The sequence below is a fragment of the Streptomyces sp. 1331.2 genome (genome assembly GCF_900199205.1).
Lineage (GTDB): Bacteria > Actinomycetota > Actinomycetes > Streptomycetales > Streptomycetaceae > Kitasatospora.
This window is the reverse complement of record NZ_OBMJ01000001.1, coordinates 2530731-2552263: the sequence shown is the minus strand read 5'-3', so window position 1 is coordinate 2552263 and position 21533 is coordinate 2530731. Positions and strand designations below refer to the sequence as shown.

At 72.2% G+C, this 21533-nt stretch carries 18 protein-coding genes and 1 riboswitch; of the genes, 9 read left to right on the top strand and 9 right to left on the bottom strand.

Annotated features, from left to right (window positions below; translation table 11 throughout):
* Positions 1-26: 26 nt before the first annotated feature.
* From CRP52_RS38140 to gcvT, 7 genes are all read right to left on the bottom strand, one after another.
* Complete coding sequence (locus CRP52_RS38140) at positions 27-914, bottom strand: hypothetical protein (protein ID WP_179852754.1); 888 nt, start codon at positions 912-914, stop codon at positions 27-29.
* A 42-nt stretch (positions 915-956) separates the two neighbouring features.
* A complete protein-coding gene (locus CRP52_RS10680; RefSeq protein ID WP_097236178.1) occupies positions 957-1502 on the bottom strand; it encodes a hypothetical protein in 546 nt (181 codons plus the stop codon).
* A gap of 42 nt (positions 1503-1544) precedes the next feature.
* Entirely contained in the window at positions 1545-3245 is a 1701-nt protein-coding gene (locus CRP52_RS10675) for a hypothetical protein (RefSeq protein WP_143685701.1), read from the bottom strand.
* Positions 3246-3477: 232 nt separating this feature from the next.
* Positions 3478-4845: an L-serine ammonia-lyase gene (locus CRP52_RS10670; protein WP_097236176.1), complete on the bottom strand. Its 1368-nt coding sequence runs from the start codon at positions 4843-4845 to the stop codon at positions 3478-3480.
* A gap of 136 nt (positions 4846-4981) precedes the next feature.
* A complete protein-coding gene (gene glyA / locus CRP52_RS10665) occupies positions 4982-6250 on the bottom strand; it encodes a serine hydroxymethyltransferase (RefSeq protein ID WP_097236175.1) in 1269 nt (422 codons plus the stop codon).
* Positions 6251-6336: 86 nt separating this feature from the next.
* Positions 6337-6711: a glycine cleavage system protein GcvH gene (gcvH, locus tag CRP52_RS10660; RefSeq protein WP_097236174.1), complete on the bottom strand. Its 375-nt coding sequence runs from the start codon at positions 6709-6711 to the stop codon at positions 6337-6339.
* 100 nt (positions 6712-6811) lie between these two features.
* Complete coding sequence (gene gcvT / locus CRP52_RS10655) at positions 6812-7933, bottom strand: glycine cleavage system aminomethyltransferase GcvT (protein ID WP_097236173.1); 1122 nt, start codon at positions 7931-7933, stop codon at positions 6812-6814.
* A gap of 230 nt (positions 7934-8163) precedes the next feature.
* Positions 8164-8268, bottom strand: a riboswitch (glycine riboswitch).
* Positions 8269-8657: 389 nt separating this feature from the next.
* Between gcvT and CRP52_RS10650 the strand changes: the two genes are divergently transcribed.
* The 7 genes from CRP52_RS10650 (at position 8658) to CRP52_RS10620 (ending at position 17157) form a co-directional block, all read left to right on the top strand.
* Entirely contained in the window at positions 8658-9461 is an 804-nt protein-coding gene (locus CRP52_RS10650; protein ID WP_097236172.1) for an enhanced serine sensitivity protein SseB C-terminal domain-containing protein, read from the top strand.
* A 118-nt stretch (positions 9462-9579) separates the two neighbouring features.
* Positions 9580-10518, top strand: coding sequence for an enhanced serine sensitivity protein SseB C-terminal domain-containing protein (locus CRP52_RS10645; RefSeq protein ID WP_097236171.1), 939 nt, complete (start codon positions 9580-9582; stop codon positions 10516-10518).
* Between the two features lie 486 nt (positions 10519-11004).
* Positions 11005-11994 (top strand): ABC transporter permease, encoded by a 990-nt coding sequence (locus tag CRP52_RS10640; RefSeq protein ID WP_097236170.1) that lies wholly within the window; start codon positions 11005-11007, stop codon positions 11992-11994.
* A 55-nt stretch (positions 11995-12049) separates the two neighbouring features.
* The gene (locus CRP52_RS10635; protein ID WP_097236169.1) at positions 12050-13816 is read left to right on the top strand and encodes an ABC transporter substrate-binding protein; all 1767 of its coding nucleotides are present in this window, start codon (positions 12050-12052) and stop codon (positions 13814-13816) included.
* Positions 13817-13914: 98 nt separating this feature from the next.
* A complete protein-coding gene (locus CRP52_RS10630; RefSeq protein WP_097236168.1) occupies positions 13915-14925 on the top strand; it encodes an ABC transporter permease in 1011 nt (336 codons plus the stop codon).
* Positions 14922-16076: an ABC transporter ATP-binding protein gene (locus tag CRP52_RS10625; RefSeq protein WP_179852753.1), complete on the top strand. Its 1155-nt coding sequence runs from the start codon at positions 14922-14924 to the stop codon at positions 16074-16076. Before CRP52_RS10630 ends, CRP52_RS10625 begins: the two co-directional genes overlap by 4 nt.
* Positions 16077-16110: 34 nt before the next feature.
* Positions 16111-17157 carry an ABC transporter ATP-binding protein gene (locus CRP52_RS10620; RefSeq protein WP_097236167.1) on the top strand — a complete coding sequence of 349 codons (1047 nt, stop codon included), beginning with the start codon at positions 16111-16113 and terminating at the stop codon, positions 17155-17157.
* Between the two features lie 182 nt (positions 17158-17339).
* On the opposite strand, the gene CRP52_RS10615 is transcribed toward CRP52_RS10620, so the two are convergent.
* Entirely contained in the window at positions 17340-18635 is a 1296-nt protein-coding gene (locus CRP52_RS10615) for an acyltransferase family protein (RefSeq protein WP_179852752.1), read from the bottom strand.
* A 140-nt stretch (positions 18636-18775) separates the two neighbouring features.
* Here CRP52_RS10615 and CRP52_RS10610 point away from each other — a divergent pair, with 140 nt between their 5' ends.
* Positions 18776-19435, top strand: coding sequence for a trimeric intracellular cation channel family protein (locus CRP52_RS10610; protein ID WP_097236165.1), 660 nt, complete (start codon positions 18776-18778; stop codon positions 19433-19435).
* Here the strand turns inward: CRP52_RS10610 and CRP52_RS10605 are convergent.
* The gene (locus CRP52_RS10605) at positions 19341-20108 is read right to left on the bottom strand and encodes an IclR family transcriptional regulator (RefSeq protein ID WP_097236164.1); all 768 of its coding nucleotides are present in this window, start codon (positions 20106-20108) and stop codon (positions 19341-19343) included. The two genes, CRP52_RS10610 and CRP52_RS10605, sit on opposite strands and share 95 nt — an antisense overlap.
* A 203-nt stretch (positions 20109-20311) precedes the next feature.
* Between CRP52_RS10605 and CRP52_RS10600 the strand changes: the two genes are divergently transcribed.
* Positions 20312-21493, top strand: a complete 1182-nt coding sequence (locus CRP52_RS10600) for a cysteine desulfurase family protein (RefSeq protein ID WP_097236163.1) — start codon at positions 20312-20314, stop codon at positions 21491-21493.
* Positions 21494-21533 lie beyond the last annotated feature (40 nt).

Below are 21533 nucleotides of genomic sequence, written 5' to 3'. Positions count from 1 at the left end.
CCGACTTCCTGCGCAGGGGGCTCGGGTCAGCCGGCGGGGGACGGGCACTGGGCGGCGAAACAGAAGCCGGTGAGCTCCGCCGCGCGGAGGTCCTGGAGTCCGGTGGGCCAGTCGCCCTCGGGGCCGGCCACGATGAGGGCGTAGGCGGTGCCGTTCGGGCCGTTGGTGATGTGGTCGACGGCGTGCCGGACGGTGCCGGAGGAGTGGTTGTAGGCGTACTCCAGCTCCGCGGTGCCGCCGGCCGTCCGCTCCAGGCGGATGCGGTGGTAGCCCGGGAACCTCGCGGCATCGGTGGAGAGGGCGGCGTCGGTGGCGAGGGCCTGGTCGTACGGGGGGTCGGTGCCCATCGCGTACACCTGGACCAGGCTGAGCTTGTCCGGGGACTCGTAGAAGACGGAGTGGCCGTCGTCCCGCCGCTGCCAGCCGTCCGGGACGAGGACGGTGAAGCCGTTCGGGTCCTGGAACGGGGTGAGGTGCGGCCCGGTCGGGGTTGGGCTCGGAGTGGGCGTCGGGGTCGGGGTCGGGGTGGACGTCGGGATGGTGGGCGAGGCGGTGGCGGAGGGGGAGCCGGAGGCCGTGACCGGGGGCGTGGCGGTGAGGGTCGTCGTGCCCGTCGGCGCGGCCCCGCCGTCGTGGCGGGTCAGCAGGTAGCCGCCGCCGCCCGCGAGCGCCCCGATGAGCGCGCCGGCGAGGGCGGCCACCAGTAGCCGCCGGAGCGGGCGCTTCCCGGCGGGCGGCGGGCTCGGGTAGTCCGGCGGGGGCTCGACGGGCGGAGGCGGGGGCGAGGTCGGGCGCGGGGGTGTGGCAGGGGGTGTGGAGGGAGGATCCACCGGAGGCGGCGGCGGGGCCGCCTCGTCCGTCGGTGGACGGGCCACCCACTGCTGGCTGTTCTTGTCCCAGTACGTGCCTGCCACTCCCGCTCCCCGTCGTTCCCGCTACCCGCTACCCGCTCCCGCTCAGCCCAGGAACTGCTCGATCGCCTGCACCACCGCCAGCGCCGAGGCCAGCCCGGAGACCACCGTGGTCGAGCGCCGGAGGAGGTCGCGCAGCCGCTCCAGGCGGGTGCGCGGGGCGGTGCCGGTCTGTTCGAGGGCGGTGCCGACGGCGTCCAGCTCCTGCTCCACCTCGGCCACGCCGTTGCCCTCGGCCCGGGTGAACATCGGCAGCTGGCTCCGCAACTCGCCCATGGCCGCGAGCAGTTCGCGGGCCGAGGGGGTGAGGCGGGTCGAGGCGTCGACGGCCGTCGCGTCCTCCCCGGAGGCGACGGCGCCGCCGGTCATCGTGCCGATCGAGACCCCGCCGGGCGCCGGGGCCGGCATCGTCAGCCCGCTGGTGTCCGGCAGCGGGTCGGGCGCACCGGCCCGCTGCGAGCGGTCCTCCGCGCGGGCGCCGCGGCCCGAGGCGACGGCCCCGCCGGTCATCGCGCCGATCGACACCCCGCCGCTGGCGGGGGTCGGCGGAGTGTTCTCCTCGTCGTGCTGCACGTTCTGCTCCTCGCTCATCCCTGATCCCGACTCCCGGGACATGCCGGTGAATCGGCGACGCTACGTAGGCTGCCCGCCGGCCGGCGGCGTGACCCCCGCCTGCGCGGTGCCGCCGTTGGTGGCGACGGCCCCGCCGCTCATCGAGCCGATGTGGATCCCGCCCTCCATCACCTGCACCACGGTCTGCTCGAAGCGGCCGGTCTCGTACCCCATCTGCTCCAGTGCCACGCGCACGCCGTCGATGATCCGCTCCTCGATCGTCTTCAGGTACCGGCTGGCGTCCAGTTCCTGGAAGAGCGAGACGGTCGAGGAGGCGACCAGCTCGCGCAGCGAGACGACCGGGCGCGCGGCCGCCACCAGGGTGCTCTCCGTCGCCGCGCCCGCCGGGCCGCCTGGGTGCAGCAGCGAGCGCATCGCGGCGGGCCCGGCGGTGAACGCGGACACCGCGGGGCGGCCGAGCCACAGCCGGGTGCCCCACTGGGCCACCGCTTCGGTGCGCAGTTCGTAGTCGCGCCGGACCGGCCCGAGGACGTGCGGGACGACCTCCAGGACCAGCAGGTTCCCCTGGGTGTGCACGCGCAGCTGGACGGTCAGCACCACCTGCTCGTCCCAGGCGCCGACCCGCACCCGCAGGAAGTACCGGCGCTGCTCGCCGCCCTCGTCCACCGCCTCGGCGACGTGCCGGGCGACCTCGGCCGGCTCGCGCGGGACGTCGCCGCGCGTCGGCCCGTACGGCAGGTAGACGAGGTGGTCGATCTCCAGGTCCCGCAGCCGGTCGAGGCTGGTGTCGGCGGCGGCCTGACGCAGGTCGCCCACCAGCGGGAGGACCCGTTCGAGGACGGCGCGGGCGGTGAGGGTCCCGCCGGGGGCCACCGGCCCGGTCTTGCGGCGCTTCAGCTCCAGGGCGAACGACCAGGGGCGGTGCGGGACTCCGGAGCCGAGGAAGGGGTCGGCCGGGTCGTAGACGACGAGCTGCGAGTACTGCTCGGCGGCGATGGCCGCGTGCAGCGCCCGGTAGCGCGGCCGGTCGGGCAAGGAGCGGGGCGGCTGGCGCCGGAACGCGTCGCGGGCCAGTTCCCGGCGGACGGTCTGGGCGATCAGCAGGCGGTGCCCGCCCACCGTGGCGGCGAGCAGCAGCGGGAACAGCACGCCGTACGGGGCCGAGTCCTGGAGGGTGGCCAACGCCAGTGTCCAGTACAGGATCTGGGCGATCACGGGGACGGCCGCGCGCAGGCCGCCGACGGCCCGCCGGGCGGCAGCCTGGGAGCCGGCCGGGCCGGCCAGCGCGCGGGCCCGGACCTCGGCGGGCTTGGCGAACCAGGACAGCAGGGTGACCAGGGCGTACAGGACGGCGAAGTTCGCGAGGTACGGCGTCAGGTAGCGGGAGAGCGTGCCGAGCGCGGCGTCGGAGGCCGACCCCTGGCCGTACGAGTCGCCGTAGTAGCCGCCGTACCCGCCGGATATCCCGTCCCCGTAGGACCTCCAGTAGCTGCTGCTGGGCGGGTGCTGGAACAGCGGCCAGCAGACGGTGCAGAAGAAGGCCGCCCAGATCGCGACGAGCACCGCGCCGGTGCGGAGCTCCAGCGCCCGGGCTCGCAGGGCGTGCGCCAGGACGGTGACCAGGTCGAAGCCGAGCGACGGCGGGACGGTGCGCTCGTCGTGCTCGACCAGTTCGGCGATGACGCGCCGGCGGTAGTCCGGGTCGAGGTGGACGGCGGCGCAGAGCAGCCGGGTGGCCTCGGAGTGCGCGTACGGCGACACCGGCGGCGGGTCCGGCGGCGGGTCCGGCGATGGGTCCGTCGGCGGACGATGCGGTTCCGACGGCTGGACGGTCATCCGCCTCCCCCTCTGGCGCGAACCAACTCGCCGAAATTATGGCGTGGTTGACGGACCGTCGGCCAGTGGAAATGCGAAAACCCCCGGGCGGAGGGAGGTCCACCCGGGGGCCGGGGAGTCGAGACCGGCTCGTGGTCAGCCGCCGGTCAGTCGTCGGTCAGCACTCGATGACGTTCACGGCGAGGCCGCCGCGCGAGGTCTCCTTGTACTTGATCTTCATGTCGGCCCCGGTCTCCTTCATCGTCTTGATCGCCTTGTCCAGCGAGACGTGGTGCCGGCCGTCGCCGCGCAGCGCCATCCGGGCCGCGGTGACGGCCTTGACCGAGGCCATGCCGTTGCGCTCGATGCAGGGGATCTGGACCAGGCCGCCGACCGGGTCGCAGGTGAGGCCGAGGTTGTGCTCGATGCCGATCTCGGCGGCGTTCTCGACCTGCTCGGGGGTGCCGCCCAGGACCTCGGCGAGGCCGCCCGCGGCCATCGAGCAGGCGGAGCCGACCTCGCCCTGGCAGCCGACCTCGGCGCCGGAGATGGAGGCGTTCTCCTTGAAGAGCATGCCGATGGCGCCGGCCGCGAGCAGGAAGCGGACGATGCCCTCGTCGTCGGCGCCCGGGATGAAGTTCAGGTAGTAGTGCAGCACGGCCGGGATGATCCCCGCCGCGCCGTTGGTCGGCGCGGTGACCACCCGGCGGCCGGAGGCGTTCTCCTCGTTGACGGCCATCGCGTAGAGGGTCACCCACTCCATCGCGTTGGCCGGGCCGATGCCCTCGGCGCGCAGCGTCCGCGCGGCCGCGGCTGCCCGGCGGCGGACCTTGAGGCCGCCCGGCAGGATGCCCTCACGGGTCATGCCGGCCCGCACGCACTCCTGCATCACGGACCAGATCTCCAGCAGCCCGGTGCGGATCTCCTCCTCGCTGCGCCAGGCCTTCTCGTTCTCCAGCATCAGGCCGGAGATCGAAAGACCGGTCTCCCGGCTGAGCCGCAGCAGCTCGTCACCGGTGCGGAAGGGGTACTTCAGCACGGTGTCGTCGGGCTTGACCCGGTCCGCGCCGATCGCGTCCTCGTCGACGACGAAGCCGCCGCCGACCGAGTAGTAGGTCTTCTCCAGCAGGGTCGAGCCGTCCGCCGCGTACGCCCAGAGGGTCATGCCGTTGGCGTGGTAGGGCAGCGAGCGGCGGCGGTGCAGGATCAGCTCGGTGTCGGGGTCGAAGGCGATGGTGTGCTCGCCGAGCAGGTGGAGCCGCTTCTCGGCGGTGATCCGCTCGACGTCCTTGTCGGCCTGGTCGACGTCGACGGTGCGGGGCGAGTTGTTCTCCAGGCCCAGCAGGACGGCCTTCGGGGTGCCGTGGCCGTGGCCGGTGGCGCCCAGTGAGCCGTACAGCTCGGCGCGCACACCGGTGACCTGGGCCAGCAGGCCTTCGGACCGCAGTCGGCGGGCGAACATCCGGGCGGCGCGCATCGGGCCCACGGTGTGGGAGCTCGACGGGCCGATGCCGATGGAGAAGAGGTCGAAGACACTGATGGCCACGGAGGACGTCCTTGTCTGGTCTCGTGGAAGGACAGGGCGGTGCACGGAACGGGGCACCGCGCGCACTGTCCAGTGTGCGCGGTGCCCCGGAGTGACAGGCGCCCGGCCGGAGTGAGGCCGGTCACCCGTGGCCGTACTAGAGGTTCGGGTACAGCGGGTACTTCTCGGCCAGCGCGGTGACGCGGGCCTTCAGCGCGGTGGCGACGGTCTCGTCGAAGGCGGGCTTGAGCGCCTCGGCGATGATGTCGGCGACCTCGCGGAAGTCCTCGGCCTGGAAGCCGCGGGTGGCCAGGGCCGGGGTGCCGATGCGCAGGCCGGAGGTGACCATCGGCGGGCGCGGGTCGTTCGGGATGGCGTTGCGGTTGACGGTGATGCCGACCTCGTGCAGCCGGTCCTCGGCCTGCTGGCCGTCGAGCTGGCTGTTGCGCAGGTCGACCAGGACCAGGTGGACGTCGGTGCCGCCGGAGAGCACGGACGCGCCGGCCTCGGCGACGTCTGCCTGCAGCAGGCGCTCGGCGAGGATCCGGGCACCGTCCAGGGTGCGCTGCTGGCGCTCCTTGAACTCCTCGGACGCGGCGACCTTGAAGGCGACCGCCTTGCCGGCGATCACGTGCTCCAGCGGGCCGCCCTGCTGGCCGGGGAAGACCGCGGAGTTGATCTTCTTGGCCCACTCGGCCTTGGACAGGATGACGCCGCCGCGCGGGCCGCCCAGGGTCTTGTGGGTGGTGGTGGTGACCACGTCCGCGTAAGGCACCGGGTTCGGGTGCAGCCCGGCGGCCACCAGGCCGGCGAAGTGCGCCATGTCCACCATGAGCAGCGCGCCGACCTCGTCGGCGATCCGGCGGAACTCGGCGAAGTCCAGCTGGCGCGGGTAGGCGGACCAGCCGGCGATGATCAGCTTCGGCTGGTGCTCCTTGGCCAGGCGCTCGACCTCGGCCATGTCGACCAGGCCGGTCTTCTCGTCCACGTGGTACGCGGCCACGTTGTAGAGCTTGCCGGAGAAGTTGATCTTCATGCCGTGGGTCAGGTGACCGCCGTGGGCCAGGCTCAGGCCCAGGATGGTGTCGCCCGGCTGGATCAGCGCGAACATCGCGGCGGCGTTGGCCTGCGCACCCGAGTGCGGCTGGACGTTGGCGTGCTCGGCGCCGAACAGGGCCTTGATGCGGTCGATCGCGATCTGCTCGACCACGTCGACGTGCTCGCAGCCGCCGTAGTAGCGGCGGCCGGGGTAGCCCTCCGCGTACTTGTTGGTGAGCACCGAGCCCTGGGCCTCCATGACCGCCACCGGGGCGAAGTTCTCGGAGGCGATCATCTCCAGGGTGGTCTGCTGGCGGTGCAGCTCGGCGTCGACCGCGGCGGCGATCTCCGGGTCGAGGGCGTGCAGGGACTGGTTGAGAACCGTCATGGTGTGTTCTTCCCGGTGGAGGAGGAAAGGGGGCCGCGGCTGGGGGGAGGGGCGACCGCCGCGCGACGGCCGCCCCGGCCAGGGTTTCAGCCGCCGATGAGGGCGGTGTACTCGTCCGCGCTGAGCAGCTCGTCGGTGGACTCCACGCGCACCTTGAACAGCCAGCCGCCCTCGAAGGGGGCGCTGTTGACCAGGCCGTTGTCGTCCAGGACGTCCTGGTTGACCTCGGTGACCTCGCCGGTCACCGGGGAGTACAGGTCGCTGACCGACTTGGTGGACTCCAGCTCGCCACAGGTCTCGCCGGCCGTCACGGTCTCGCCGACCTCGGGCAGCTGCACGTAGACGATGTCACCGAGCGCGTCGGCGGCGTGCTTGGTGATGCCGACCGTGGAGACACCGCCCTCGGCGGCCGTCAGCCACTCGTGCTCCTTGGTGTACTGCAGGTGCTGGGGGTTGCTCATGGCGTCATTCTCCAGGATGGGAAGCGGGTACGGCGAAGCGGGCCGCCGCGAGGACGGCTTCGACGTGCGGGTATGGGGGGAATCGGGTGCCGGAGGGCGGTCAGCGGGCGCGCTTGTAGAACGGCAGCGCCACGACCTCGACCGGCTCGTGCTTGCCGCGCACGTCCACTGCGACGGTGGTGCCGGGGGCCGCGTGCGCCGCGTCCACGTACGCCATCGCGATCGGCTTGCCCAGCGTCGGGGAGGGCGCGCCCGAGGTGATCCGGCCGATCGGGGCACCGTCGGTGGAGACCACGGTGTACTCGGCGCGCGGGACGCGCTTGCCCTCGGATACCAGGCCGACCAGCACCCGCGGAGGGTTGGTCTCGGCCGCGGCGGCGGCCTGCTCCAGCGCCTTGCGGCCGACGAAGGCGCCGTCGTTGGTGGTCTTGTCGAAACGGACGACCCGGCCCAGGCCCGCGTCGAACGGGGTGAGGTCGGTGGACAGCTCGTGGCCGTACAGCGGCATGCCCGCCTCCAGGCGCAGCGTGTCGCGGCAGGACAGGCCGCACGGGATCAGGCCGCGGCCCTCGCCCTCGGCGGTCAGCGCCTGCCAGATCGCCTCGGCGTCGACCGGGTGGCAGAAGATCTCGAAGCCGTCCTCGCCGGTGTAGCCGGTACGGGCGAGCAGCACCTCGCGGCCGGCCACCTGGGCCGGGAGGATCGCGTAGTACTTCAGGCCGGGCAGGTCGGCGTCGGTGGTCCCGGCCAGGATCGCGGTGGACTCCGGGCCCTGGACGGCGATCAGCGCGTAGGTGTCGCGGTCGTCGGTGACGACGGCGTCGAAGCCCTTGGCGCGGGCGATCAGCTCGTCGAGGACCAGCTGGGCGTTGGAGGCGTTGGCGACCACCAGGAAGGCGTCCTCGCGCAGGCGGTAGACGATCAGGTCGTCCAGGATGCCGCCGTCCTCGGCGCAGATCATGGTGTAGCGGGCGCGCAGCACGCCCAGCGCGGAGACGAAGCCCACCAGCGCGTGGTCCAGCATCTCGCCGGCCTGCGGGCCGGTGACGGTGATCTCGCCCATGTGGGAGAGGTCGAACAGACCGGCCTTGGTACGGACGGCGAGGTGCTCCTCGCGCTCGCTCCCGTAGCGCAGCGGCATGTCCCAGCCGGCGAAGTCGGTCATGGTCGCGCCGAGGGCGCGGTGCAGCGCGTCGAGCGCGGTCAGGCGGAGGGACGACATGGCCAGGAACTCCTCGGTCGGGGCACTCAGGGGTGCACGCGCCGGACCGGACCCGCTCGGGGGCCGACCCTGCGCGCGGGCATGCGGCGGCGTGGGTCTCCCCATCTGTCGTCGAACCTGAGAGCTTCACCGCCCAGCGGCCCGCAGCTGCTTCCAGCATCGGGGACGGCAGGGCGGCTTGCACCGTGGGTGGGCGCGCGACACGGTCGTGCGCCGCTTTCCAGATGTGCCTAACCCGTGCGGTAAGGGGGCCTGAGAGATTCCGGGGAGGACTTGCTCCTTCGGCGCCGGCTGTGCCGCCTGGGCGGCACTCCGAGCTCTCCCGCGCGGGTTCGAGCGGCCGATATGGAGTTGTGGGGCCCGCGGCGCATGCCGTCGGACGCGGACATCATGGCACGTCCGTGGCGAGGAGGGGAGAGGGGCCCCGGTCACACCCGGTCACACGGCGCGGTACCGAACAGCAGCCCCAAGGGGGAGCCCCCGAAACCCCTAGGGCCCGTCTTCAAACCCCCGCCTGCGGGCCGGCCCCGGGGCACGCACCTCGCCGCGTTGTCGTCGGTCGCCAATGCGCTGCATTGGGCTCCCTCCTCCGCCTTGCGATGCACGCACCCCAACGCCGCCCCGCCCGCCCTCCGGGCGAACGACGGGGGTTTGAAGACGGGCCCTAGACTGCTGCGCGTCGGCGCAGAGGGCGGCCGACCGGCAGAGGGCGGAATCGCGGCGCATGGGGTACCCGGTGGAGCAGCAGCAGGGGTGGGGCGGTCCGGAGGCGGCGCCGGCGGGCGGCACGTGGCCGGCCAACGAGCTGGAGCAGGTGCTGACCGCGGCCCTGGGCGACCCGGGCGCGACACCGCGCGTGATCGAGGTGCTGGCCCGCAGCCAGGTGTGGGTGCCGCTGCCGGCCGGGGCCGACCCGCAGGGGCAGTCGCTGGACCTGCCGACCATCGAGCTGGCCGGCGACCCGTACGTACCGGTGTTCTCCTCGCAGGAGGTGTTCCTGCAGCAGGCGCCGGGGATGGCCTTCGCGATCGCGCCGGCCTGGGAGTTCGCCCGCGGGCTGCCGCTGGGCGTGGGCATCGCGGTGAACCCGGAGGCGGCGGTGGGCATCCCGGTGCCGCCGCAGGGCGTGGCCGAGCTGCGCCGCGGGCCGCGCGGGGACCGCTGGGAGGGCGCGGAGGACCCGGCGGCGCCCAGCGGCGGCCGGGTGGCGCTGCGCGAGCCGGTGCCGGGCGAGGACCCGGAGCACTTCCTGGCCGCCTGCCGGGCCGAACTGTCGTCCCTGCCCGGAGTGTTGACCGCCCGTCGGGCGCTGGCCAGCATCGAGGGCGAGCCGACGGTGATGTTCGTGGGCGTCCAACTGGACCCGGCGGCCCCGGCCGACCCGGGCGCGGTGAACGAAGCCCTCGGCCGGGCGCTGGGAACCGCGCCGCTGCCGGGCGGCGTCCACCTCGTACTGCTCGACCTCGCAGAGGACCCGGTGGTCGAGTGGCTGCTCACCCAGGTCATGCCGTTCTACTCGCGGGTGTGAGCGGGGTACGTATCACAGGCACGTCGCCGTGGCGGCGGCCGGTGCCGCGCCATAGGGTGCGTGCAGACGGCCGACGGGCCGGGCGGGTTCGAGGAAAGAGGCGCGGCGAGGTGGGCGCATGAGTGCGGGAACGGGAGCGGGCGGGGCGCCGGGGCCCTGGGGCCAGGCACCGGCCGGGCGCCCGGCAGCGGATCCGGGCGTGTTGGAGCAGGCCCTGCGCGAGGTCGCGCCGGAGCGCTGGGACGCGTACGAGCGGCTGCTGCACGCGCTGGCGGACGGCCGGGTCTGGATGCTGCTCTGGCACGGCACCCCGGGCAGCCCGGACGCGCAGTACGGGAACATGGAGATCAGCGGCCACGGCTACGCGCCGGCCGTCACCTCGCCCGAGCAGCTGACCGCCTCCGGCTGGGCCCGGGCCCACGAGGTCATCTCCGGCCGGGAGGTCGCCGCGTCGCTGTACCGCACCCGCTGGGGCCTGTGGCTCAACCCGCACGCGCCCGGCGGCGGCGTCGGCGTGCCCTGGGCGGACCTGCGGCGGATCGCCGCGGGCCTGGACCGGCTGCCGGCCGGCCCGCTGAAGCTGAGCGAACCGCAGCTCGACGCCCAGCAGTTCTTCACGCTGCTGGAGCGACAGGCCGGTGAGGTGCGCGCGGTGCGGGCGCTGCGCCGGGCCTGGGTGCAGCCGGCGGTGGGGGAGCCGTACCTGGCGATCGGCCTGGACCTGTACGAGAGCTCGCCGCCGGCGGTGGAGGCGGTGCGGGCGCTGATGCAGCGGGCGATCGCGGTGGCCCCGGAGGGCCTGGCGGTGTCCACGGTGGCGATGTCGGACGAGTACGACCCGGTGGCGCTGTGGATGCGCGCCAACTCGCGCCCGTTCTTCGACCGGGAGGCGGGCCGCCCGGCGACCGGCCCGTACCCGCCGGTGCCGCCGCCCCCGTACCCGGGCCAGTCGATGCCGGGGCAGCCCGCGCCCGGGTACCCGTACGGGACGCAGCCGCCGGCGCAGGGCTGGCAGCAGCAGCCGCAGGCGCCGTGGCCCGGTTACCCGGGGCGCTGACCCCGTTTCCCGGGGCGCCGGCCCCGCCAATGCCACTTCTTGCCGAAATCTTTGCCGAGAAGCCGACTTGAGCTCCCGTCAAGTCGGCTTCGGTGCTTTTCCGGACGAATATCCGGTTCGCGTACCCCAGCATCTTGACATGGCTGTTACAGCTGCGTGAAGAGGGATATGCCGGAGGGTCGCGAGATGCATGCCTGCAGATCACAGTTGGGCATCTGTCGGTTGTCAGGGCTGGCGCAAGCCAGTTCGCATGGCAGAGAGTTCTGCGCAACGCACCGCACGTTCTGACGCCCCACAAAGGTGAACGCGCACGCCGACAGCCTGTCCACGCGACGCCCATCCCGCGTGGTGGCAGTGCCTGTGCACGCCGCACTGCCGTGAACACCCGCTCCTCCTAAGAACCTTTCGCACGTCCGCAGCCGCACCGCCGAAGCCGGCGACCGGCACCCGTGGGCCGGCCACCGTCGGCGAGGGGACCAACTGACCATGACCGCATCCGCCACCACCGCCGGGAACGAACCGCAGGCACCCGCCACCGCGAGCCCGGCCAAGAAGATCGAGGGACGCTCCCTCGGCCAGATCGCCTGGACCCGCTTCAAGCGCGACAAGGCCGCCGTCGCCGGCGGCGTCGTGGTGATCCTGCTGATCCTGCTGGCCGTGCTGGCCAAGCCGATCGAGTCGATGTTCGGGCTCGACCCGGACGCCCTCCACCAGGACCTGCTGGACGCCGACCTCGGCGGGCTGCCGCTCGGCGACTGGGGCGGCATGAGCGGGGACCACCTGCTCGGCGTCGACCCACTGCAGGGCCGCGACCTGCTCACCCGCGTCATCGAGGGCTCCTGGGTCTCCCTGCTGGTCGCCTTCGGCGCGACCGTGCTGTCCAACACCATCGGCACCGTGCTCGGCATCATGGCCGGCTACTACGGCGGCTGGGTGGACACGCTGATCAGCCGCGTCATGGACGTGTTCCTGGCCTTCCCGCTGCTGCTGTTCGCGATCGCGATCTCGACCTCGCTGCAGGGCGGTGCGTTCGGCCTGCACGGACTCCCGCTGCACATCCTGGTGCTGATCTTCGTGATCGGCTTCTTCAACTGGCCCTACATGGGCCGGATCGTGCGCGGACAGACGCTCTCGCTGCGCGAGCGCGAGTTCGTCCACGCGGCCCGCAGCCTCGGCGCCCGCGGCCCGTTCATCCTGTTCAAGGAACTGCTGCCCAACCTGGTCGGTCCGATCCTGGTCTACTCGACCCTGCTGATCCCGACCAACATCCTCTTCGAGGCCGGGCTGAGCTTCCTCGGTGTGGGCATCCAGCCCCCGCAGGCCTCCTGGGGCGGAATGCTCCAGGACGCGATCCGGTACTACCAGGTGGACCCCCAGTACATGGTGGTCCCCGGTCTGGCGATCTTCATCACCGTGCTCGCCTTCAACCTGCTCGGCGACGGGCTGCGCGACGCCCTCGATCCCAAGAGCAACTGACCCAGCGTCAGCACCCCCTCCACCGCCTCCACTCCTCAAGGGGTTGATCTCACCCATGCGTAGGTCCCGTACCGTCGCCCTGACCGCGATGGCCGCCGCCGCCGTCCTGGTCGTCACCGGTTGCAACAGCTCGACGAAGAACGCCGACACGTCCTCCTCGTCCTCCGCCTCGGGCGGCGGCGGAGCCAACGCGGCCACCAAGAACATCGTCAACGCCTCGGACAAGAAGGGCGGGACGGTCACCTTCGAGATGAAGGGCACCCCGGACTCGCTCGACCCGGGCAACACGTACTACGCGTACATCTACAACTTCTCGCGCCTGTACGCCCGTCCGCTGACGACCTTCAACCCGGCCGCCGGCGAGGACGGCAACAAGCTCGTCCCGGACCTCGCCGAGTCCATGGGCCAGCCCAGCGCGGACGGCCTGACCTGGACGTACAAGCTGCGTGCGGGCCTGAAGTACGACGACGGCACCCCGATCACCTCGAAGGACGTCAAGTACGCCGTCGAGCGCTCCAACTTCGCGCCGGACGTGAACTCCAACGGCCCGACCTACTTCCACGACCTGCTGGTCGACAACGACACGCCGTACGCGGGCCCGTACAAGGACAAGGCCGGCGGCCTGAACTCGATCGAGACGCCGGACGACACCACGATCGTCTTCCACCTGAAGCACCCGTTCGCGGACTTCGACTACCTGGTGAGCGCCCCGCAGACCGCGCCGGTCCCGCAGGCCAAGGACACCGGCGCCGACTACGTCAAGCACATCGTCTCCTCGGGCGCCTTCAAGTTCGAGTCCTACGAGGACGGCAAGCAGGCCGTCCTGGTGCCGAACACCAACTGGGACAAGAGCACGGACCCGATCCGGAAGCAGCTGCCGGACAAGATCCTGCTCAAGATGAACATCGACCAGGCCACCATCGACAAGGACCTGCTGGCCGGCAACGCCCAGGTCGACCTGGTGGGCGGCGGCGTCGACCCGCAGACCCAGGCGCAGATCCTGCAGAACCCGAAGCTCAAGGCCAACACCGACAACGCCTACGGCGGCCGCCTGGTCTACCTGGCGATCAACTCCAAGGTCGCGCCGTTCGACAACGTCGACTGCCGCAAGGCCGTCCAGTTCGCGATCGACAAGGTCTCGGTGCAGACCGCCGAGGGCGGCCCGATCCGCGGCCAGATCGCCAACACGGTGCTCCCGCCGGACATCCCGGGCCACCAGGACTTCAACCTGTTCGAGACCAAGGACAACAAGGGTGACGAGGCCAAGGCCAAGGACGCCCTGAAGGCCTGCGGCAAGGACAGCATCAACACCGTCATCTCGGCCCGCACCGAGCGCGCCACCGAGGTCGCCGCGGCCACCTCGATCCAGGCCGCGCTGAAGAAGGTCGGCATCAACGCCGAGATCCAGCAGTACCCGCAGGGCAAGTACCTGACCGACAGCGCCGGTGCCCCGCAGTTCACCCAGGACCACAACATCGGCCTGATGATGATGCAGTGGGGCGCCGACTGGCCGACCGGCTACGGCTTCCTGCAGCAGGTCGTCGACGGCCGCGCGATCAAGGCCTCCGGCAACAGCAACCTGTCCCAGCTGAACGACCCCGCGGTCAACAAGCTGATCGACGACGCCGCCGTCAACCCGGACAAGGCCGCCCGCGAGAAGATCTACGCCGACATCGACAAGAAGGTCATGGAGCAGGCGGTCATCGTCCCGCTGACCTACTTCAAGGTCTTCCTGTACCGCCCGGACAACGCCACCAACATCGCCTCCAACCCGGCGTTCTCGGGCGAGTACGACTCCCTGAACATCGGCACCACCAAGTAAGAGCCTGGCTCCGCATCCCTGAAGGCAGGTGAAGGCAGCGGCGCCCGCCGCCGTCCGGAGGATCCCGGACGGCGGCGGGCCGCCGGAGCCGCCCAACTGTGTTTGCCTACATCATCCGCAGGATCTTCGCGGCGGTGATTCTGCTGCTGGTCGTCAGCGCGGTCACCTTCGCGATCTTCTTCCTGCTCCCGCGCGTCGCCGGCGAGACGGCCGACCAACTGGCCGCCCAGTACATCGGGAAGAACCCCTCACCCGAGGCGATCGCGGCGGTCAAGCAGAACCTCGGCCTCGACCAGCCGCTGTACGCCCAGTACTGGAACTTCCTCAAGGGGCTGGTCAGCGGCGCCGAGTACAAGTTCGGGCCGGAACCGGCCACCTGCCACGTGCCCTGCTTCGGCTATTCCTTCAAGAACCACCTGGAGGTCTGGCCCGAGCTGTCCAAGCGGATCCCGATCACCATCTCGCTGGCCATCGGCGCGGCGGTGCTCTGGCTGGTCTCCGGTGTCGCCACCGGCGTCGTCTCCGCGCTCAAGCCGCGGTCGATCTTCGACCGGCTCTCGATGGGCATCGCCCTCGCCGGTGTCTCGCTGCCGGTCTTCTTCACCGGCGCGCTGCTGCTCACGCTGTTCAGCTACGAGTGGCCGATCCTGGACAACCTCCAGTACGTCGACTTCACCGACAACCCGATCATGTGGGCCCGCAACCTGATCCTGCCGTGGATCTCGCTGGCCTTCCTGTACTCCGCGCTGTACGCCCGGCTCACCCGCGCCGGGATGCTGGAGACGATGAGCGAGGACTACATCCGCACCGCCCGGGCCAAGGGCCTGGCCGAGCGCAAGGTCGTCGCCCGGCACGGTCTGCGCGCCGCGCTCACCCCGATCGTCACCATCTTCGGCATGGACCTCGGGCTGCTGCTCGGCGGTGCGCTGATCACCGAGCAGGTCTTCTCGCTCCAGGGCGTCGGCCAGTTCGCCGTCCAGGCGATCTCCGACAACGACCTGCCGAAGATCCTCGGCGTCACCCTCCTCGCCGCCTTCTTCATCGTCGCCTGCAACCTCGTGGTCGACCTCCTGTACGCCCTCGTCGACCCCCGGGTGAGGCTCTCGTGACCGAGCTCCAGAAGAACACGGCGGCCGCCGCTCCCGAGTCGGCCCCCGAGGCCGCTTCCGTGTCGGCCCCCGAGGCCGCTCCCGCTCAGGCCTCCGTTCCCGCTCAGGCCTCCGTTCCCGCTCCGTCCGGGGATCCGTTCCTGTCCGTGCGCGACCTGCGGATCCACTTCGACACCGACGACGGCCTGGTCCGCTCGGTCGACGGGGTCAGCTTCGACCTGCACAAGGGGCGCACCCTCGGCATCGTCGGCGAGTCCGGCTCCGGCAAGTCCGTCACCTCGCTCGGCATCATGGGCCTGCACCGCTCCAAGCGGGCCCGGATCTCCGGCGAGATCCGGCTCGACGGCGAGGACCTGATCGCGGCCGGCCCCGACCGGGTGCGCCAACTGCGCGGCCGGGAACTGGCGATGATCTTCCAGGACCCGCTGACCGCCATGCACCCCTACTACACGGTGGGGCAGCAGATCGTCGAGGCCTACCGGGTGCACCACCCGCAGGCCACCAAGAAGCAGGCCCGCACCCGCGCGATCGAGATGCTCGACCGGGTCGGCATCCCGCAGCCCGACCGCCGGGCCGACGACTACCCGCACCAGTTCTCCGGCGGCATGCGCCAGCGCGCCATGATCGCCATGGCTCTGGTCAACGACCCCTCCCTGCTGATCGCGGACGAGCCCACCACCGCCCTGGACGTCACCGTCCAGGCGCAGATCCTGGACCTCATCCGCGACCTCCAGGAGGAGTTCGGCTCCGCCGTCATCATCATCACCCACGACCTCGGGGTCGTCGCCGAGCTGGCCGACGACATCCTGGTCATGTACGGCGGGAAGTGCGTCGAGCGCGGCCCGGCCGAAACCCTCTTCGACGCCCCCGAACACCCCTACACCTGGGGGCTGTTGGGCTCGATGCCGCGACTGGACCGGGAACTGCAGGACCGGCTCGTCCCGGTCAAGGGCACCCCGCCCAGCCTGATCAACGTGCCGACGGGCTGCGCGTTCCACCCGCGCTGCCCGTACGCCGCCCTGACCGGCGGACGCTCCGACAGCGAGGTCCCGGTGCTGGCCGAAGCCGCGCCCGGGCACCACGCGGCCTGCCACATTCCGGCCGGCGAGCGGCACCGCATCTTCGCCGAAGAGATCGCGCCCCGGCTGTGAGCCCGGCCTCGTACCACCTTTCTGGAGAGAACCGATGACGGACACTCAGACAGCCGCGATCCCCGGGCCGGCGCCCGCCCCCGAGCGCGAGCCGCTGCTGAAGGTGACCGGCCTGACCCGGCACTTCCCGATCCGCAGCGGGCTGATGCGTCGCCAGACGGGCGCGGTGCGGGCCGTCGACGGCATCGACTTCACGGTCAACGCCGGCGAGACGCTGGGCGTCGTCGGCGAGTCCGGCTGCGGCAAGTCGACCATGGGCCGACTGGTCACCCGGCTCGACGAACCGACCGGCGGGACGATCGAGTTCGAGGGTACCGACATCACCCACCTCGGCGTCGGGGCGATGCGGCCGATGCGCCGCGACATCCAGATGATCTTCCAGGACCCGTACTCCTCGCTGAACCCCCGGCACACCGTCGGCACCATCGTCAGCGCGCCGTTCAAGCTCCAGGGCGTAGAGCCCGAAGGCGGGGTCAAGAAGGCCGTCCAGGAACTGCTGGAGCTGTGCGGGCTCAGCCCCGAGCACTACAACCGCTACCCGCACGAGTTCTCCGGCGGCCAGCGCCAGCGCATCGACATCGCCCGCGCGCTCGCGCTCAAGCCGAAGATGATCGTCGCGGACGAGCCGGTCTCGGCCCTGGACGTCTCGATCCAGGCCCAGGTCGTCAACCTGCTGGACGACCTCCAGCAGGAACTCGGGCTGACCTACCTGATCATCGCCCACGACCTCTCGGTGGTCCGCCACGTCTCGGACCGGGTCGCGGTGATGTACCTCGGCAAGGTCGTGGAGATCGCCGACCGGGACTCGCTGTACCGCAGCCCCATGCACCCGTACACCAACGCGCTGATGTCCGCCGTGCCCGTCCCCGACCCGCGCCGCCGCCAGCGCGCCGGCCGCGAACGGATCCTGCTCACCGGCGACGTCCCCTCCCCGATCAACCCGCCCAGCGGCTGCCGCTTCCGCACCCGCTGCTGGAAGGCGCAGGACGTCTGCGCCAGCCAGGAGCCGCCGCTGACGGCGCTGAAGACGGGGCACCAGGTGGCGTGTCACTTCCCTGAGCGGAGCGAGGGGAACGACTAGCACAGCCCGAGCGGAGCGAGGGGAACAGCCAGCACAGTCCCGAGCGGAGCAAGGGGAACAACCAGCACAGCACGGAGAACACGCCTGCCGTTTCGGCTGCCTGACGTTTTCGGCTCGGCCTGAAGGCCGCCCGCCCCCTGATCGGGGGAGGGCGGCCTTCCGTCGTTGACTTCGCGGGGCTGTCAGGTGCGGCCGGCCGGGACGGCCCCCGCCGGAAGCCGGTCCGCGTGGGCCTGGGCGGGCGGGGGGAAGTGGCGGTCCAGGGCTCGGGCTGCCTTGCGGCCGAGGGCCTGGCAGGGGAGCTCCACCAGGCAGTGGCTCAGGTGGCCGAGGGTGACGAGTGCGGCCAGGTAGCCGAGGGTGAGCGCGGTCTGGCCCTGCCAGCCGGTGAGCGGGTGGCCGCGCAGCTTCCAGGCGAGGAAGACCATCAGCGGGCCGTGCAGGAGGTAGACCGAGAAGCTGATGGTGCCGAGGCCGCTGAGCCAGCGGGGGACGTGCCGGCGGCGCAGCAGCAGGCCGGTGACGAAGACGCCCCAGGCGGCCAGGTAGGCGGTGGAGAAGGCCGCCCAGGACGCGGTCCAGGTGTGCCACAGCGCCGTGCCGTGGTCGTACAGGTAGCCGGCGGTGACGCCGCAGACGATGACGAAGGCGCAGCAGAGCAGGGCCGGGAGCCGGTCGATCTGCCCGTGCTCCAGCCGGTGCAGCACCGTCCCGGCGAACATGGTCGCGAAGATCAGCATGGTCTCGAACCCGGCGGCCCGGCCGTTCAGGGTGATCAGGGCCAGGCCCAGGCCGCCGAGCAGCAGGGCGCCCCAGCGGGTCAGGTCCGGGCGGGCGGTGGCCAGGCAGGCCATCGCCGTCACCACGAGGACCGCGCCGGAGACCACCAGGTGCCTGGTCGAGGCGAGGTCCACGGTGACGGCCCCGATCGGCAGCCAGGCGCCGAGCACCAGGGCGACGGCCGCGAAGCCGAACGCGATCGGGGCGCTGCGCCGGTGCCACCCGAGGACGAACAGGGCGGTCACGAAGTAGTAGAAGACCATCTCGTAGCTGAGCGACCACAGCACGCCGAGGGTGCTGGGCACCCCCATCAGGTCCTGCAGCATCAGCGCGTTGGCCGTGGCGGACAGCAGCGGGTGGGCGAAGGCGAAGCCCTGGACGCTGGTGGCGTCGCGGGGCAGCACCAGCAGGCAGCCGACCACGGTCACGATCACCGCGGGGTGGATGCGGAAGATCCGTCCGGTCCAGAACGCCCGCACGTTGCCGTGCCGCTCCAGCGAAGCCGGGATGATGTAGCCGCTGACCAGGAAGAACAGCATCACGCCGAAGAATCCGAGATCCAGGTACTGCGGCACCCGCGCGCCGTGCGGGAGCTTGTCGAGGAGCCCGAAGTGGTGCATCGCGACGGCCAGGGCGGCCAGTCCGCGCAACGCGTCCAGCCAGCCGAGCCTGGACGGGGCGGGGGAGTTCAGCGTCACAGGCGGGAGGCTAGCGGAATCCCCCGGGCCGTACGGGCGGAGCGGACCGGCCGGCGGCCGCGCGGCGTCCGGGCGGGCCGCGGCGTCCGGAGCAGGGGCCCGGGACCGGAACATTCGGACACATCGGGTACACATGGACGGTGACCTCGCAGATCTTCCCGTCCGACGTGCAGCAGTCGCTGGACCTCGTCGGCATCTTCGTCTTCGCCCTCTCCGGGGCCCTGCTCGCCGTCCGCAAGAACATGGACATCTTCGGGATCTGTGTGCTGGCGGAGGTCACCGCGCTCGGCGGCGGGGTGATGCGCGACCTGGTCATCGGTGCGACCCCGGTCGCCGCCTTCACCAACCTCGGCTACTTCCTGACCCCGCTGGTCGCCGCCCTGGTGGTGTTCTTCCTGCACCCGGAGGTCGAGCGGATCAACCGGGCGGTGCAGACCCTGGACGCCCTCGGGCTCGGCCTGTTCTGCGTCACCGGCACCGCCAAGGCGCACGACTACGGGCTCGGCGCCGTCGCGGCCATCGCGCTCGGCATGGTGACCGCGGCCGGCGGCGGGGTGATCCGCGACGTGCTGGCCGGGGAGATCCCCTCGCTGCTGCGCTGGGACCGGGAGATCTACGCCGTGCCGGCCCTGGTCGGCGCCGCGCTGGTCGCGGTACTGATCGGCGCCGACCGGCTCACCGGCCTGACCGGCACCGCCGCCGCGCTCACCGCCTTCGGGCTGCGGATGCTCGCCCTGAAGTACGGCTGGCGTGCCCCGCGGGCTTGGCACCGCAACGGTTCTCGCACCAGCGAGGAGTAGGCGAACCGCCGTACGCGAGCGAGATCGCCTCGGCCGTGCAGAGCAGTTCCGGCACCATCCGGACCAGTTCGGCCGGCGGCACCTCGCCGGCCGGGGCGCTCAGCGCGCAGGCCGCGACCGTCCGCCCGCCGCTGCCCGCCACGGGGGCGGCCACGCAGGCGACCGGCTCGCGGTGCTCGGCCGGCTCGGCCGCCCAACCCCGGCGGCGCACCGCCGCCAGCTCGGCCTCCTCGCACGGCCCGTCCGCGGGCAGCCCGGCGAGCAGCACCCGCCCCACCGCGGTGTCCGTCACCGGGGCGCGGCGCCCGATCCGGGACGGCCCGGCCGCCGGGTGCCCGGCCACCTCGTCCAGGTACAGCACCTCGCCGTCGTGCAGCACCGCGAGCCGGACGGTGTAGCCGCAGCGGGCGTTGAGCGCGGCCAGGTAGGGCGCGGCGACCTGCCGGACGTCGAAGTCCTCCAGCGCGCGGTGGGCCAGCGAGAGCACCCGGCCGCCGATCCGGTAGCGCAGGTCGGGCTGACGGCGGGCGAAGCCGTGCTCCTCCAGGGTGCGCAGGAGCCGCAGCGCGGTGGACTTGTGCACCCCGAGGCTGCTCGCGGCCTGCTCCAGCGAGAGCGGCGCGTCACCCAGCGCGCCGAGCAGGGTCAGCGCGCGGTCGACCGACTGCGACATGGCGCTCCCGTTGGATCCGGCTGGTGGTGTGGTGCTGGGTGGTGTGGTGCTGGGTGGTGACGTGCTGGGTGGTGACGTGCTGGAGAAGCGTGCGTCAGGCTAACCGTTGGGTGGCGTACCGGTACAAACCGGCTCCGGACGCCGAGGATCGATGCCCCCGGGCCGGGGCCCCGCACCCTCCAGCCCTCTACAATCGGAGGGTTATGCCATACCTGGACCATGCGGCGACCACGCCGATGCTGCCCGAGGCGATCGCCGCGATGACGGCGCACCTGGGGGTGGTCGGCAACGCCTCGGCCCTGCACGCGGCCGGCCGCCGCGCCCGCCGGGTGGTCGAGGAGGCCCGCGAGTCGCTGGCCGAATCGCTGGGCGCCCGCCCGAGCGAGATCGTGTTCACCGGCGGTGGCACCGAGTCCGACAACCTCGCGGTCAAGGGCCTGTACTGGGCCCGCCGGGACGCCGACCCGGCCCGCACCCGGGTGCTCAGCAGCCCCGTCGAACACCACGCCGTCCTCGACGCGGTGCACTGGCTCTCCGAGCACGAGGGCGCCACCGTCGAGTACCTGCCGGTCGATCCGCTGGGCCGGGTCCACCCCGAGGCGTTGCGCGCGGCCATCGAACGCGACCCCGCGTCCGTCGCGCTGGTCACCGTGATGTGGGCCAACAACGAGGTCGGCACGCTCCAGCCGGTGCGCGAACTCGCCGCCGTCGCAGCCGAGTACGGCATCCCGATGCACGCCGACGCGGTGCAGGCACTCGGTCAGGTCCCGGTCTCCTTCGCCGAGTCGGGGCTCACCGCACTCACCGTCACCGGACACAAGATCGGCGGCCCCTTCGGCATCGGCGCGCTGCTGCTCTCCCGGGGCGCCGCGCCCGTCCCGCTGCTCCACGGCGGCGGCCAGGAACGCGACGTACGCTCCGGCACCCTGGACGCCCCCGGCGCCGCCGGCTTCGCTGCTGCCGCCGCCTGGGCCGTCGGGCACCAGGCCGAGCAGGCGGTGACCCTCGGCGCGCTGCGCGACGACCTGGTCTCCGCGGTCCTCGCCGAGGTGCCGGACGCGGTGCTCAACGGCGACCCGTCCGCGGACGGCCGGCTGCCCGCCAACGCGCACTTCTCCTTCCCCGGCTGCGAGGGCGACGCCCTGCTGATGCTGCTCGACGCCGCCGGCATCGAGTGCTCGACCGGTTCGGCCTGCACCGCCGGGGTGCCGCAGCCCAGCCACGTGCTGCTCGCGATGGGCGTCGACCCGCTGCTGGCGCGCGCCTCGCTGCGGTTCTCACTCGGCCACACCTCGGTGCCGGAGGACGTCACGGCGCTCGCGGCCGCCATCGGGCCGGTCGTCCAGCGGGCCCGCAACGCCGGGCTGGCATCGGTACGGCGGTAGCCCCCTCCGAGCCGGAATCCCCGGCCGGGCATGTCCGGCG